This window comes from Bacteroides reticulotermitis JCM 10512 (assembly GCF_000517545.1).
Taxonomy (GTDB): Bacteria; Bacteroidota; Bacteroidia; order Bacteroidales; family Bacteroidaceae; genus Bacteroides; species Bacteroides reticulotermitis.
Genome location: NZ_BAIV01000012.1, coordinates 101,851 through 117,271, shown reverse-complemented (window position 1 = coordinate 117,271; position 15,421 = coordinate 101,851). Strand labels below are relative to the sequence as shown.

Genomic DNA, 15,421 nt, shown 5'->3' with positions numbered 1-15,421 from the left:
AGCTGTTCCACAATATGTGGAACAGGAAATAGAAGGGGAAAAACATAAAAAAAGACTGCTTAAATCTACGAATAGTTGCGCACGATACGGTTGAGAAAAGACTTATTTGGTGAATTGAAGGCTCTGTTCTTGGGGGAAGCGAGCAATAGCTATCGTTCCTCAGAATAAAGTGATACAAAAAAAGAAGGCGCATTGCAATATGTTGATATACTGAATGATATGCGAAAAAGTGACTGTGACATAAAGTGATGTGTCATTGTAGAAAATGCCTGTATTCCCATACTTTTGCAAGTGATCCGTTGCTTCTCTATTGTATAGCAGGCTGCCAAGGCATGATTTTTAATCTGGGATATTTATTTATAGAAAAGGAGCGGACTATCAAAGCCCGCTCCTTTTCTATATGAGTTGTTTGGTAGAAATCAAAGATTCATTTATTCCTCTCTCAAAGATTCATCGATTACTTTTATCTTTTGCATAACCAATTCCAGGTCAGCTTTCAGCTTTTCTACCTTACGGTTCAATTCAGTGAGTAGACTGCTACCCTTTTTAGAAGTGGAGGTCAAAAAGCCTAAGTTGTTTTCATAAGTCTGCAATTCGCTCTTCATATTGTCATAAGTGCGCATAAGCTTTTCGCGCTCTCTATATAAAGGTTGTGGGCCGCTTTCTTGGATGTTACTGATATTAGAGCGGAAATTGCTTAGCTTCTTGTGCGAAGTGCTTATATTAAAACGGCCGAATAATAGATCGATCTGTGCATGATACAGTTTGTACAACTTATCTTTTTCTTTGAAAGGAACGTGTCCGATAGAGTTCCATTCTTTCATTAACTCACGCACTAAGGTAGTTGCCTCATCGGTGTCCATCTTCTCATCGATAGAAGATAACTTTTCGATTACGGCCTTCTTCTTCTCCATATTCTCTAGCTCAACAGAGCGTTGTGAGGAGTTGGACTTTTTCTTTTGTTCAAAGAAATGGTCACAAGCACTGATGAAGCGTTTCCATATGGCATCAGAATGCTTTTTCGCCACAGGACCTATTGTTTTCCACTCTTTTTGGAGAGCGGTCAAGGCATCTGACGTAACTTTCCAGTCGGTACTATCTTTGAGTGCTTCTGCTGTTTCGCAGAGAGCTTTTTTCTTTTCCAGGTTTTCATTCATGCCCTCTTTCAAGGTCTTGAAGAATTCTCCCTTCTTTTTAAAGAATTCATCGCAAGCCTGACGGAAGCGGTCGAATATCTTAACATTCATTCTTTGAGGAGCAAAACCTATCGTTTTCCATTTGTTTTGCAAGGCGATAACTTCTTGAGTTTTATTCTCCCAAGAAGTGAATGTCTTGAGTTCATCGTACTCTATAGCTTCAACAATTTCGCAGATAACTGTTTTTTGGTCAAGATTATGTTGCTCAACTTCTTTGAGTTCTTCGAAATGTTGTTGATGACGGCGATTCACTGCCGTAGAAGCTGTTTTGAAACGATTCCACACCTCATCCCGCAAGTCTTTTGCTACGGGACCGGTATCGCGGAACTCTTGATGGAGCTTCTGTAGTTGGTGGAAGGCGGAAACAACATCTTCTTCGTTGGTCAGCTTCTCTGCTGCCTCACAAAGGTGCGTTTTTATCTCTAGGTTTTTCTTAAAGTCATATTCTCTGAATTCATTGTTTAGCTTTAGCAGGTCATAGAACTTCTCGACATACAGTTGGTAGTTTTTCCAAATCTCGTTCACTTTACCTTGCGGAACCAGTTTGGTTTCGTTCCACTGCTGCTGTAGCTTTTTGAATTCAGTATAGGATTTGTTTGCGTCATCTCCCGATTCTACAAGTTCTTTTAACTCTTCAATGATGGAGAGCTTTACCTGTAGGTTATCTTCTTTTTGGCGTTCTAATTCGGCAGCAAAAACACTTCTCTTTTCTTTAATGCCCGACATTAAACGTTTGAAATTGATTTCAGCGGGATCTTCTTCCGGGAGGAAGTCCTCTTCAACGCCTCCGTTGTCGAGAAACAGTTTTTTAGCAGCTTCGAGTTCTGCATTATGTAACTTATAGAATGCTTGTTTCAGGTTGTCAATTTCTTGCTTATTCGTGTTTTCTGTGTTTTGCGCGAGTTCTTTCAACCGGTTCAAGATTTCCTCTTTGTCCATCTGTTTCGTAGTTTCTTCCGGTTCCTTTACGGCATCAACATTCTCAACCGGAGTCTCGATAATAACTTCGGAAACTTCGGATGTTTTCTTTTCTTCTTCTAACTTCCCTTGATTCAGAGGTAGAGTAGTGTCATGAGCGTCCATCATTGTATATTAGTTTTGGGTCACAAATTAATGAAATAAAACAATTACTTCATACTATTTTGCCTATTTTTTTTTATTTATCTTACTTTCACGACAATAAAACAGTAATTCCCATATATAACATCATTCCGATTATGTCATTTGTGATGGCAATAAACGGTCCGGTAGCAATAGCAGGATCTATTTTAAGTCTTTCGAGTGTCATCGGTACCAATGTCCCGAAGATTGAAGCAAACATGACGACCGCAAATAGGCTGATCGACACGGAATACGTCACTGTGGCAGTTGCACCAAACCGAATAAAGTTGTAGGTGTATACCAATATCGAGATAATAGTGGCATTAATCAAGGCCACTACTGCTTCTTTGCTAACTTGTTTGAATGTGTTCTTGGTATCTAGCGAACTGTTGGCAAGTCCTTGTACAATTATGGCGGACGATTGCGTACCCACGTTTCCTCCCGTACCTCCGATTAACGGAATGTAGAGTGCCATCTCCGGATGTGCGGCAAACGTAGTATCAAAATTTCCCAGAATCATAGAGTTACCGATACCTCCCAGCATGCCGATAATTAGCCAAGCAACCGTGCCGTGGTTTGACGAAAGACTTTATCATCGGTTTCTACGTCTTGCGAAAGACCTGAAGCCAATTGATAGTCACGTTCGGCTTGTTCACGCACTTCATCCATAACGTCGTCGACAGTGATCTGTCCGACTAGCCGGCCAATGCTATCAATAACGGGCAAAGCTACCAAGTCATATTTTTCGATGATCTGTACTACCTCTTCAATAGAAGTGTCGACATGCACCGAAATAGGTTCTTTCTGCATCACATGCTTTACCTTCGATACCGAAGGCGAGGTAATCATCTTTTTGAGTGGAAAAACACCTCGCAGGCGTTCGTCGTCGTCAATAACGTATACGTAATAGACCTCATCCAGAACTTCCGCTTGCAGGCGCATCTCTTTCAAACACTCCGGCATACTCCAGTTTTCGTTGACAAGTACCATCTCTGTACCCATCAAACCACCGGCGGTGTTTTCATCATATTTCAATAAATCGACAATATCACCAGCCTGTTCTATGTCTTCTATATGCGAAAGCACCTCTTCCTGCTTGTCTTCGTCCAACTCACGCATTAAGTCTACGGCATCATCCGTGTCCATGTAGTCAACGAAGCGCTTAGCGATCGTTTCGGAAGGAAGTATCTCTAGAAACTCTTTACGGACATCCTCGTCCATCTCCATGAGTACATCCGCTGCCGTCTCATTGTCGAGCAACCGATAGACAAACCGCGCTTCTTCCGTACTTAGGTCATTGCATAATTCGGCAATGTCGGCCGGATGGAGGTCGACGAGAAGATTTTTAACCTTATCGGCTTCTTTTTGTTCTATAAGGCGTTTCACATTGCCAATGTATTCCTCATCCATGTCAGTTCGGTTTTACGTATTACTACTTGCAGTCGGATCAGGCGTTTAAGCTGGCTGATTCATTGCTTTGAGTGCCGCTTCGACTCTGTTGGTCAGGTCGATAAACTCCTGCACCGATAGTTGCTCGGGACGTTTGTTGAATAAAACATCTGCCGTCAACGGGCAATCTTTACCTAATATCGGTTTGATGGAATTACGTAATGTTTTTCGGCGTTGGTTGAATGTTGTTTTCACCACCTGCTTGAATAGTTTCTCGTCACAGCCTAATTGCTGAGTTTCGTTGCGCGTCATGCGAATAACTGCGCTTTTTACTTTGGGAGGAGGGTTAAATACCTGTTCACTAACCGTAAATAGGTATTCAACTTTATACCATGCTTGAATCAGTATACTTAGAATTCCGTAAGTCTTACTGCCTGGACCTGCTGCTATGCGCTCGGCTACTTCTTTTTGAATCATTCCGGTGCAGCAAGGTATAATGTCTTTATTATCCAGCATCTTGAAAAAGATCTGACTGGAAATGTTGTATGGGTAATTGCCGGTAAGCACAAAAGGTTTTCCGTCGAATAAACGTTGTAGTTTCATTTTCAGAAAATCATCTTCGATGATGTGATCTTCCAGTTGCGGAAATGTTTCACGAAGATAAGCCACGGATTCGTAATCTACCTCGACCACTTTAATCTGTCTGTCCTTTTTTACAAGAAACTGGGTGAGTACTCCCATACCCGGCCCGACTTCCAAAACAGGCAATTCGGGAAAGGTATCGACTGTATCAGCGATGTTCTCTGCTACTTTCAGATCTTTCAGAAAGTGTTGTCCGAGAAACTTTTTAGGCTTTACTAATTTCATTTACCAACTAAATAATTACTTTTGCAGTTGACAAAGGTAATTCTTTTAAATGAAGAATGAAGGATTAAGGATGAAGAAACTAATAAAAAAGGCGCTGAAACTTGTTTTACCAATTGTCTTGGGCGGCTTTATTTTGTTCTGGGTTTATCGGGACTTTTGACTTTTCAAAGGCAGGAGATGTACTACTACGTGGCATGAATTGGTGGTGGATGCTGTTTTCACTTCTATTTGGTATTCTAGCCCAACTCTTTCGCGGCTGGCGCTGGCGGCAGACTTTGGAGCCTTTGGGCGTTTTCCCGAAGCGGAATGATTGTGTAAATGCAATTTTTGTATCTTATGCAGCTAGTCTTGTAATTCCTCGATTGGGCGAAATTAGCCGTTGCGGAGTACTTGCCAAATATGATAATGTGTCATTCTCCAAATCGTTGGGTACTGTTGTTACCGAACGCTTGGTCGATACTTTAACTATTCTATTCATTACCGGAATCACCTTTTTGTTGCAGATGCCTGTTTTCATTACTTTTCTGGAACAGACCGGAACTAAGATTCCTTCGCTGGTTCATTTACTTACTTCTGTATGGTTCTATATCGTATTGTTCTGTTTGATAGGCGTGTTGGTGCTCCTTTATTACCTGAGAAAAACGTTGTTCTTTTATGAAAGAGTGAAAGGTTTTGTACTCAATATATGTGAAGGTGTAATGTCTCTCAAAAATGTACGTAACATACCGCTATTCATATTTTACACGCTCGCTATTTGGGGCTGTTATTTCTTTCATTTCTATTTTACCTTCTATTGTTTTGAATTCACGAGTCATCTGAGTATGCTGGCTGCGTTGGTGATGTTCGTTGGTGGAACATTTGCTGTTATTGTACCTACGCCTAACGGAGCAGGCCCCTGGCACTTTGCAGTCATTTCAATGATGATGCTTTATGGAGTAAATGTGACCGAAGCCGGAATATTTGCTTTAATTGTGCATGGAATTCAAACTTTTTTGGTAGTTTTGTTGGGTGTATATGCTTTAGTAGCTCTCTCGTTTACCAATAAGAACAAAACTAATTATTAAATAGAAAATGTTATGAGTAGTATTCTTTCTTTAGCTCCACAAAACGTTTGGAAGCATTTTTATTCATTAACGCAAATTCCCCGTCCATCTGGTCATATGGAGAAAGTGACAAACTTCTTACTCAATTTTGGAAAAGAGTTGGGGTTAGAAACTTTTGTCGATGAAGTTGGCAACGTGATTATACGTAAGCCGGCTACTCCGGGAATGGAGAATCTGAAAGGCATTATTTTGCAGGCTCATATGGATATGGTTCCGCAGAAGAATAACGACACGGTACACGACTTTGAAAAAGATCCTATTCAGACCTATATAGATGGCGATTGGGTGAAAGCGAAAGGTACTACGTTAGGAGCTGACAATGGACTAGGCGTAGCTGCCATTATGGCTGTATTGGAATCAAAGGATTTGAAGCACGGTCCTTTGGAGGCCTTGATCACGAAAGATGAGGAAACTGGAATGTACGGTGCATTTGGATTGAAACCCGGTACACTGAATGGCGAAATAATGCTGAATCTTGATTCGGAAGATGAAGGAGAATTGTATATTGGTTGTGCCGGTGGTATGGATGTCACCGCTACATTAGAATATAAGGAAGTAGCTCCTGAAGAAGGCGATATTGCTCTCAAAGTTACTTTGAAAGGATTGCGTGGAGGCCATTCCGGATTGGAAATTAATGAAGGACGTGGCAATGCCAACAAGCTGTTAGTTCGCTTTGTACGTGAGGCGGTTGCTACCTATGAAGCACATTTAGCTAGTTGGGAAGGTGGAAATATGCGCAATGCTATTCCACGAGAAGCCAATGCGGTGATAACCATTCCGGCTGAAAATGAAGAAGAAATCCTTGGCTTGGTGAAATATTGCGAAGATCTTTTCAATGAAGAATTGGCTGCTGTTGAAACTCCAATTAGCTTTCAAGCGGAAAGAGTGGAATTACCGCTCGGTAAAGTCCCACAAGAAATTCAAGACAATCTGATTGATGCTATTTTTGCTTGTCAGAATGGCGTAACCCGTATGATACCAACTGTGCCTGATACTGTAGAGACCTCTTCTAACTTGGCGATAATTGTTATTGGTAGCGGTAAGGCCGACTTTAAAATTCTGGCTCGTAGCTCAAGCGATAGTATGAAGGAATACTTAACGACTAGTCTAGAGTCTTGTTTCTCTATGGCTGGTATGAAAGTAGAAATGACCGGTGGTTACTCCGGATGGCAACCTAATGTTGAATCACCGATATTGCACGCAATGAAAGCTTCCTATAAACAACAGTTTGGGGTAGAGCCTGCAGTGAAAGTTATTCACGCCGGATTAGAATGCGGAATTATCGGTGCAATTATTCCCGGTTTGGATATGATCTCCTTTGGCCCTACTTTGAGATCACCTCACTCACCGGATGAAAGAGCGTATATACCGACTGTACCAAAGTTCTATGACTTTTTGGTAGCTACTTTGGAGCAAGCTCCCCGGAAGTAAAATCAGCGAACTATTTGCATAGTTCTACATCATAAACGAAAGGCACTAAGGAGATCTCCTTAGTGCCTTTTTGACATATACATAATCTCTTTGCCCGCCAAAATAGACTACTTAGTTGATCTGCATCAATAAATATGCTATAAAACATATATTCTAGGGAGATATATGCAACAAAGGCACTCTTCTTGCGTTTTATATATAGATTTTAGGAGGATAACAAAATGAAAAAGTTAAAAGGTTTATTTAGACACATCGGTGAAACTGATGTAACTATTTGGGGATATGCTACGCTTAACGTGCTTCCCCGTTGATTGAGAAAGATTGTTTTAAAGTAGTTTTCAGAGAATTTAAAGTAAAATGATTATGGCAAAGAAAATAACCAAACTAGTCGGAAAAATCCTCAGTGAAGTAGGGCGTAACGAAATGCTGACATTGGGGTATCGGATTGAAAAATGAAATGACGTACACTAACAAATATAGAAAAGCCGGTCCTTGGATCGCTTTTCTATATTTGTTAGATACCAATCAATGACTCATGGGATAGATGTACAAAGATAACGTAGCATGCCGACAAGCATGCTAAGAATGGACTTTGTTATTTTCGTAGGGAAGTAATAACCGAGTTTTAAGGCGTCTCAATCAATCTTTTATTTTTAATTAATTAGGACGTTTTTTCCTTTTTATTCTCTTTCGAGGTATTGTGTGTCCACTTTTCCATATAGTTTCATCCAAGCCCAGGACTTCCGTTTCCTTAGATATAGAAGATCGTAGTTATTTACCTTTGCTTCAAGATCGAATGCGGAAAGATAATTACCCAGATGGTCTCTACGGCTAGTTTTAGCTTTGGACGAGAATAGAAGTATGACCCATTCGATGCTGTAAAGGATATAGTACATCATTGGAACTAATAACATAAACCACCAGGAAATTAAGACTGAGGGTATTAGGGCCGGTACTAATGCTAGTAAGATACATTCAAAGTAGATCTTTCTGTAAATCATCATTTCCATCTCTTTACATGGCTCGAGATACTTCTTTTTTGTAAAATTAATGCCGAAAATCATGACATTTTCTTTCTTTTTGTTTAAGATGGCTTTAGCCAACAAACTATCATATAAAATCATATGAGTCTAGGTTGTTTTAGTAATCCTTATATATGCGAACTGTTAATGCGATGCTAATAATTGTTTTTAGTTACTCTTGGTGTCTTATTCTAAAAACTTTTTTCTTTACAGACGGCAAAGTTACAAACTTTTTTTCTTTTCTTTGTTATTGATTAGCGAAAAAATAGTGAAGAATATAAATAAATGGGCTTTATGAAGATCAAAAAAGTTTATTTTTGGGTATTATTGGGATTGATAATCAGTTCCTTTGTACAAGCGCAAACTTATGATAAATTATGGAAGCAAGTAGAACAGGCACAGCAGAAAAGTTTGCCGCAAACTGTTCTCAAATTGTCAGACGCGATTTATCAGAAAGGAGAACGGGAGAAGAACTCCGGGCAAATGCTAAAAGCATATATGCTGCAAATGGAGTGTCGTGGTGCACTGACTCCGGATAGTCTGTATGTGGGCATAGAGCGACTCGAAAAGTGGGCTTCGCAAACAAACATACCTATGGATCGGGCTATCTTACATTCTTTACTGGCAGAAAAGTACGCCCAGTATGCTAACGACAATCAATGGCAGCTTCGCAGGCAGACTTCAATAGTTGGTGAAGCTCCTTCGGCCGATATGCGTGAATGGACATTGAATATGTTTACTGACACGGTGCGTTCGCACATTCAGGCGGCACTAAAGGATTCCGTGTTGTTGCTTGCTACCTCTTCGCGTACATATATTCCTTTTGTTGAGTTGGGAGAGACAAGTCGATTCTATCATCATGATATGTATCATCTACTGGTTTCTCGCAGTTTGGATGCATTGAAGCAAATCAATTTTTCCGATCGTTACGTATCCGAATCCCCATCCATTATAAAGCAGGATATAATAGAACTTTATAACCGTATGCTCTCAACCTATAAGGCTTCTGATTCTAAAGAAGGGTATCTATTGGCTGCACTCGACTATCTTGCGTGGAAGCATACGGGAGTCGGAAATTTGAATGAATCCTATTTGCGACAGATTGGGCCGAGGGCTGCAGTTAAGCCTACTGACTATGAAGTCGCATTGAACGAGTTGAAGGAGAAATACAATTCTGAAGCAATATGTGCGGAAGTCTACCTCGCTTTAGCGAATCATGCCATAGAGAATGAACAGCCGAAAACTGCTTTGCAGCTTTGCGATGAAGCGATTCGCCTGTATCCGAAATATGATCGCATCAATGCTTTGAAGAATTTGCGGGAAGATATTCTATCACCGCATCTGACAGTGAATACGTCATCGTCCGCTTTTCCCGGTGAAGACTTGAAGTTAACCGTTTCGCACAAGAATCTGAATGGCTTTACCGTCCGTCTTTATCGGTCCGTGAAAGGTATCACTGAGATGCCGGAAAGTAAAATGAAACCATATTTGCTTAAAGAACAGCATTATACAGTTCTGCGTCCGGAAGATTATCGTGCGCAGGATACCGTATTTACTTGGAAGGCACCGGAACTTGGCTCATACGCGATGCGCATTGTGCCCGATACCTACACAAAAAATAACACAACCTGTGCCTTCAATATCACGCGCTTCAAGGTACTGACTTGTCGCATGCCGCAAGAACAATATCAAGTAGTTGCACTCGACAGGGAAACCGGACATCCGATTCCGTACGCGAAAGTTACGCTTTATGATAATAAAGAAAAGGTCGTGGATGAATTTACGACGAATGAGGCCGGGAAGGTTGCGTTTCTTTGGAAACCAGCATATCGATACTTAATAGCCGCTAAGGATAACGATTCCGCCATGACAAAACAGTACATTTACGGAAGTAACTATGGACGTTATACACCTGATGCGAATGCTGAACACATTACTTTATTGACCGATCGCTCTTTATATCGTCCCGGACAAACCGTGTATATAAAGGGGATTGCCCACACCCAGTCTTCGGATACGGCTCAAGTGATCTCAAATAAAGAATATACGGTAAAACTGACTGATGCCAATAATCAGGAAGTAGCCCAGAAAAAGGTACGTACCAATGAATTCGGTTCATTTACGTCTGATTTTGCTTTGCCTGCCGCGTGCCTGAATGGAATGTTCTCGTTGGAAGTAGCGGGAAATCGGATAAACATCCGCGTAGAGGAGTATAAGCGGCCGACATTCAATATAACTTTCGAGGAGCAGACGGCCGGCTATCAATTAGGTGATGAAATAACCGTCAAAGGAAAGGCTGCGGCTTATAGTGGCGTGTTGCTGCAGAACCTTCCGGTGAAATATACCGTAAAACGTTCTTCTTACTTCTTCTGGACGCTTGACAGGGAGACACAGATTGCTTCCGGTGAGGTCTCTACGAACGATAATGGAGAATTCGCGATTCCGGTTCGCTTGGAAGAAGATAAAGTAACCGATGATATCAACGGTGTTTTCTATCGATATCAGATAGAAGCTGTTGTTACGAATGTATCAGGTGAAACACAAACTTCTGTTCAGGTCGTTTCAGCCGGAAACCATTCGCTCATAATGCAGGCTAATTTGGAAGAGCGAGCTCTCAAAGATGATTCAGTTAGCCTCCGGTTGAATGTACAAAACCTGAATGGTCGATCAGTGGAAGCAGAAGGTACGTACCGTTTGTTCCGCGCCAAAGAAGATTCGATGACTCCGCTGGAAGATGTACCGGTGGTTACAGGAACGTTCGTTGCCAATCAGGAACTAAAGGTAGATTGGAAACACCTTGCTTCCGGGTCTTATGTGCTGAAAGCAGTGGTCAAAGACAGTTTGGGCAGGGAAGTGACGGATTATGCGAAAACAGTTCTTTTCTCCACGAGTGATCGACGTCCACCAGTGACAACTCCGACATGGCTCTATCAAGAGAATGTAGCGTTTGACGCAACTCATCCGGCTGTGTTCTACTTCGGTACATCCGAGAAAGACACGTATTGGATGATGGATGTATTTAGTGGAGACCGATTGTTGGAAAGCAAAGCTCTCAACTTATCTGATACAATTGTACGTTTTGACTATCCTTATAAAGAAAGCTACGGAGATGGTGTGCTGATCCAATTCTGTATGGTGAGAAATGGAGAAGTTTATCAGGAACAAGTGCGATTGACCAAACGATTGCCCGATAAAAAGCTTACTTTGAAGTGGGAGGTTTTCCGTGATAAGTTACGTCCCGGACAGACAGAAGAATGGAAGTTAACGATAAAGACACCGCAAGGACAACCTGCCGATGCCGAAATGCTAGCAACCATGTATGATGCTTCATTAGATAAAATATGGAAGCAACAACAGGACTTTAAACTCATTTATGCTCGTACGGAAGTTTTTGTAAATTGGATGATTCCTTTTAAAGATATACAATCGTTCTATTACTGGTGGGATCGTGCTAATTTGAAACTGTCTCCTTTGGTTTATGATTCTTTTGTGACTAATCAGTCTGCACCTATATTTAATATGGTAGGCCGTTCTACCGGTGGTCTAATGATTAGAGGAAATGCGGCGGTTGCGCAAGAGGTCATCTCAATTGCTGATGCTAAAAGTGGAGGAGGTGTCGATCTTGCAGAAAGCAAACAACTCAAAGGAAAATTAATGGGAGTCGTAGCATCCACTTCAGCAGACAAATCAAATTCGCGATTATACGAAGAAGGCAGTGAGGAAAAGTTATCCGCTCCCACCGCTGATCTTCGTACAAACTTTGCCGAGACCGCTTTCTTCTACCCTCAGCTTCGCACGAACGAACAGGGTGAGGTTTCCTTCTCTTTCACGCTTCCCGAAAGCCTGACACGCTGGAACTTCCGTGGATATGCCCATACAAAAGGAATGTTGATGGGTACGTTGGATGGAGAAGCAGTTGCCAGCAAAGAGTTTATGCTGACTCCCAATTTGCCTCGCTTTGTCCGCGTAGGGGATGTTACTTCCATCTCGGCTTCGATTGCCAATATGACGGGTAAGCCACAGGCAGGAACAGTAACAATGGTCTTGTTCGATCCCATTACCGAAAAGGTAATCAGTACCCAGAAACAGAAATTCTCTCTTACTACCGGACAGACTCTTGGGGTGAACTTCCGTTTCACGGCAACAGATAAGTACGAAGTGATGGGTTGCCGCCTGATTGCTGATAGTGGTACGTTTAGCGATGGAGAGCAACAGCTGCTTCCGGTATTGAGCAATAAAGAGCAATTGACCGAGACACTTGCCATGCCTTTGCGTGGCGAAGGTGCCCGTGTGTTCTCACTCGAAAACCTGTTCAATCGTCATAATAAGACGGCAACCGATCGCAAACTTACCGTTGAGGTAACCGGCAATCCGGCTTGGTATGCCGTACAGTCTTTGCCTTCCCTCAACCTGCCGGTAAATGATGACGCTATTTCGTGGGCTACCGCTTATTATGCCAATACATTGGCTTCACATATTATGAACAGCCAGCCGCGTATTAAATCCGTCTTCGACAGTTGGAAGCTTCAAGGAGGAACGAAAGATACTTTCTTGAGTAACTTGCAGAAGAATCAGGAAGTGAAGAATATCCTGCTGTCCGAATCACCTTGGGTGATGGAAGCGCAGACCGAACAACAGCAGCAAGAACGCATTGCCACCCTGTTTGATCTGAATACAATTCAAAACAATAACATCTCCGCATTGACCAAGCTGAGTGAGCTACAGAATGCCGACGGAGCCTGGTCGTGGTATAAAGGAATGAATGGTAGTCAGTATGTGACGGCTTACATCGTGAATGTGAATGCCCGTCTGGCTATGCTGACAGGTAGCAAGCCCGCTGATGCGATGCTGGCTCTGCAGCAGAAAGCATTCACGTATCTGCATCAATCCGCTTTGAAGGAGTATACCGATATCTTGAAATATCAGCAGAGAGGAGAGAAACCTTCAGGTCTTTCCACGAACGCTTTGCAGTATTTGTATCTGATTGCTATATCCGGCGAGGAGGTTCCTGAAGCAAATAAAGCAGCTTACGCTTACTACCTGTCTCAGGTGCCTAAGATGCTTTCGGGAGCTTCGGTCGATACCAAATCGATTGCTGTCGTTATATTGGATAAGGCTGGTCGCAAGAAAGACGCACAAGACTTTGTCGCTTCCTTGAAAGAACACTTAACGAAGACCGACGAACAGGGCATGTTCTTCGCCTTCAATGAGAACCCCTATACTTGGGGCGGATTGAAGCTGCCTGCGCATGTCCACGTTATGGAAGCCTTGTCTTTGGTTGGCGGTAATGAAGATGCAGTAGAAGAAATGAAGCTCTGGTTGCTGGCACAAAAGCGCACCCAGCAATGGACCTCTCCGGTGGCTACGGCCGATGCAGTTTATGCTTTGCTGATGCAAGGAACCAACCTGCTCGAAACTAAGGGAGATGTGCGTGTTACAGTCGGCAATGAAGTGTTGGAAACTCTTAGTCCTGCCAAAACCACGGTTCCGGGCTTGGGTTATGTCAAACGTAGCTTTACGGAAAAACAGGTTGTGAATGCTCGTGAAATAAAAGTAGAGAAAAGAGATCCGGGTATTGCCTGGGGAGCAGTTTATGCCCAATACGAATCTCCGCTTGCTGATGTAGAGCAACAAGGAGCAGAGTTAAACGTACAAAAGCAAATGTATGTGGAACGCCTTGTTAATAATGTGGCGCAACTCCAACTGCTGACAAATAAGACACCTCTTCAGGTAGGTGATAAGGTTGTAAGCCGACTTAGCATCCGACTGGATCGTCCGATGGACTTTGTGCAGTTGAAAGATCAGCGTGCCGCTTGTTTCGAACCGATCGATAATCTATCCGGCTATCGTTGGGGAGCAGGCACAGGCTATTATGTCGATGTAAAAGACGCTTCTACCAACTTCTTCTTCGACCGTTTGGGTAAGGGATTGTATGTATTGGAGTATAGCTATCGGGTGAGCCGTAGCGGTACATATACCTCCGGCTTGGCTATTATGCAAAGTGCGTACGCTCCGGAATACGCTTCTCATTCAGGTTCGATAACGGTAGAGGTGAAGTAAAATAACGACTACCGAAAAGGAAGGAAATATCCTTCGTAAACTTTGTAAAAATCGCTCGTTGATTGTGCAAAGGTTACGGAGGATATTTTTTATGCCCGTACGTTTATCTTAATAAACCTTTCAATCCGTTCCATATCTCGTCTAAAACTCCTACATTTGTGCGTCAAAATAAAAACATATCGCATGAAACGTAGTTTATTATCTATATTTTTCCTACTTACCCTGACTTTGGCCGTTGTTGCCCAACCGCGCATCTCTTCCAATAAAGAGACACATAACTTTGGACAGATCGAATGGAAGCAACCGGTTACGGTGGAATATACAATAACAAATACCGGTAATAAACCGTTGGTGCTGACTAATGTTACGACCTCTTGCGCCTGTGCGGTAGCCGATTGGACAAAGAATGCCATTGCTCCGGGAGAGAAAGGCATGGTTAAAGCTGTTTTTGATGCCAAGGCACTTGGACGCTTTGAGAAGTCGGTAGGCATTTATAGCAATGCGACACCTAGCCTGGTTTATTTGAAATTTACCGGAGAAGTGGTTCAAGAAGTTAAAGACTATACCCAGACACATCCGCATATGATTGGCGACATCAATATTGATTGCGAAGAGTTTGCTTTCCCCGATGTCTATCAAGGACAGAAACCGGAACTGACTTTCAGTATTGTGAATCTTTCCGATCGTCCCTATGAACCGGTGTTGATGCACTTGCCTCCTTATCTGAAAATGGAAGCTGAACCAAATGTACTACTGAAAGGTAAGAAGGGTACAGTGAAACTGACGTTGGATGCTAATTTGCTGAAAGACTACGGACTTACACAAACTTCTGTTTATCTGTCACGTTTCTCAGGAGATAAAGTTAGCGAAGATAACGAAATGCCCGTTTCGGTAGTTCTGCTTCCCGACTTTTCGCAGATGACTGCACAGGATTCTCTGAACGCTCCGGTTGTTCGTCTGTCTGAAACCAATATTGATTTGAGCGGCCCGCTACAAAAGAAAAGCAAGGCCAGCTATGATATTCTGATTGCTAATCCCGGCAAGAGCCCGTTAGTTATCAGCAAACTGCAAGTATTTAATTCGTCGGTAGGAGTTAGTTTAAAGAAAACCGTTATTCAGCCCGACGCAATGACCAAACTTAAAGTAACGATCTACAAACGCGATACAGGTAAGAAGAAGCACCGTCTGCGTATTCTGATGATTACCAATGATCCGTTGCGTCCTAAAGTTGAAATTAATATCAAACGTTAGT

Annotated in this window: 6 protein-coding genes and 2 pseudogenes; 4 read left to right on the top strand and 4 right to left on the bottom strand. The window is 42.3% G+C overall.

What is annotated here, in order from left to right; genetic code table 11:
* Nucleotides 1-431: 431 nt before the first annotated feature.
* The 3 genes and pseudogenes from JCM10512_RS09000 to rsmA form a co-directional block, all read right to left on the bottom strand.
* The gene (locus JCM10512_RS09000) at nt 432-2,282 is read right to left on the bottom strand and encodes a DUF349 domain-containing protein (protein ID WP_044162340.1); all 1,851 of its coding nucleotides are present in this window, start codon (nt 2,280-2,282) and stop codon (nt 432-434) included.
* An 85-nt stretch (nt 2,283-2,367) separates the two neighbouring features.
* Nucleotides 2,368-3,707: pseudogene (gene mgtE / locus JCM10512_RS08995) on the bottom strand (magnesium transporter).
* A 45-nt stretch (nt 3,708-3,752) separates the two neighbouring features.
* Nucleotides 3,753-4,553, bottom strand: a complete 801-nt coding sequence (gene rsmA / locus JCM10512_RS08990; protein ID WP_044162337.1) for a 16S rRNA (adenine(1518)-N(6)/adenine(1519)-N(6))-dimethyltransferase RsmA — start codon at nt 4,551-4,553, stop codon at nt 3,753-3,755.
* 70 nt (nt 4,554-4,623) lie between these two features.
* On the opposite strand from rsmA, the pseudogene JCM10512_RS08985 reads away from it, so the two are divergent.
* A pseudogene (locus JCM10512_RS08985) lies at nt 4,624-5,617 on the top strand (lysylphosphatidylglycerol synthase transmembrane domain-containing protein).
* A gap of 12 nt (nt 5,618-5,629) precedes the next feature.
* Complete coding sequence (locus JCM10512_RS08980; RefSeq protein ID WP_044162335.1) at nt 5,630-7,087, top strand: aminoacyl-histidine dipeptidase; 1,458 nt, start codon at nt 5,630-5,632, stop codon at nt 7,085-7,087.
* Between the two features lie 680 nt (nt 7,088-7,767).
* Here the strand turns inward: JCM10512_RS08980 and JCM10512_RS08975 are convergent.
* Nucleotides 7,768-8,211 carry a hypothetical protein gene (locus JCM10512_RS08975; protein WP_044162333.1) on the bottom strand — a complete coding sequence of 148 codons (444 nt, stop codon included), beginning with the start codon at nt 8,209-8,211 and terminating at the stop codon, nt 7,768-7,770.
* A 192-nt stretch (nt 8,212-8,403) separates the two neighbouring features.
* Between JCM10512_RS08975 and JCM10512_RS08970 the strand changes: the two genes are divergently transcribed.
* Entirely contained in the window at nt 8,404-14,169 is a 5,766-nt protein-coding gene (locus tag JCM10512_RS08970; RefSeq protein WP_044162394.1) for an alpha-2-macroglobulin family protein, read from the top strand.
* 183 nt (nt 14,170-14,352) lie between these two features.
* Complete coding sequence (locus JCM10512_RS08965) at nt 14,353-15,420, top strand: DUF1573 domain-containing protein (RefSeq protein ID WP_044162331.1); 1,068 nt, start codon at nt 14,353-14,355, stop codon at nt 15,418-15,420.
* Nucleotide 15,421: the final 1 nt, after the last annotated feature.

Bases quoted from the DNA above. Each gene is read 5' to 3' on its own strand.
- JCM10512_RS08970 (WP_044162394.1), top strand. From the start codon at position 8,404: ATGAAGATCAAAAAAGTTTATTTTTGGGTATTATTGGGATTGATAATC.
- rsmA (WP_044162337.1), bottom strand. From the start codon at position 4,553: ATGAAATTAGTAAAGCCTAAAAAGTTTCTCGGACAACACTTTCTGAAA.
- JCM10512_RS08965 (WP_044162331.1), top strand. From the start codon at position 14,353: ATGAAACGTAGTTTATTATCTATATTTTTCCTACTTACCCTGACTTTG.
- JCM10512_RS08980 (WP_044162335.1), top strand. From the start codon at position 5,630: ATGAGTAGTATTCTTTCTTTAGCTCCACAAAACGTTTGGAAGCATTTT.
- JCM10512_RS09000 (WP_044162340.1), bottom strand. From the start codon at position 2,282: ATGATGGACGCTCATGACACTACTCTACCTCTGAATCAAGGGAAGTTA.
- JCM10512_RS08975 (WP_044162333.1), bottom strand. From the start codon at position 8,211: ATGATTTTATATGATAGTTTGTTGGCTAAAGCCATCTTAAACAAAAAG.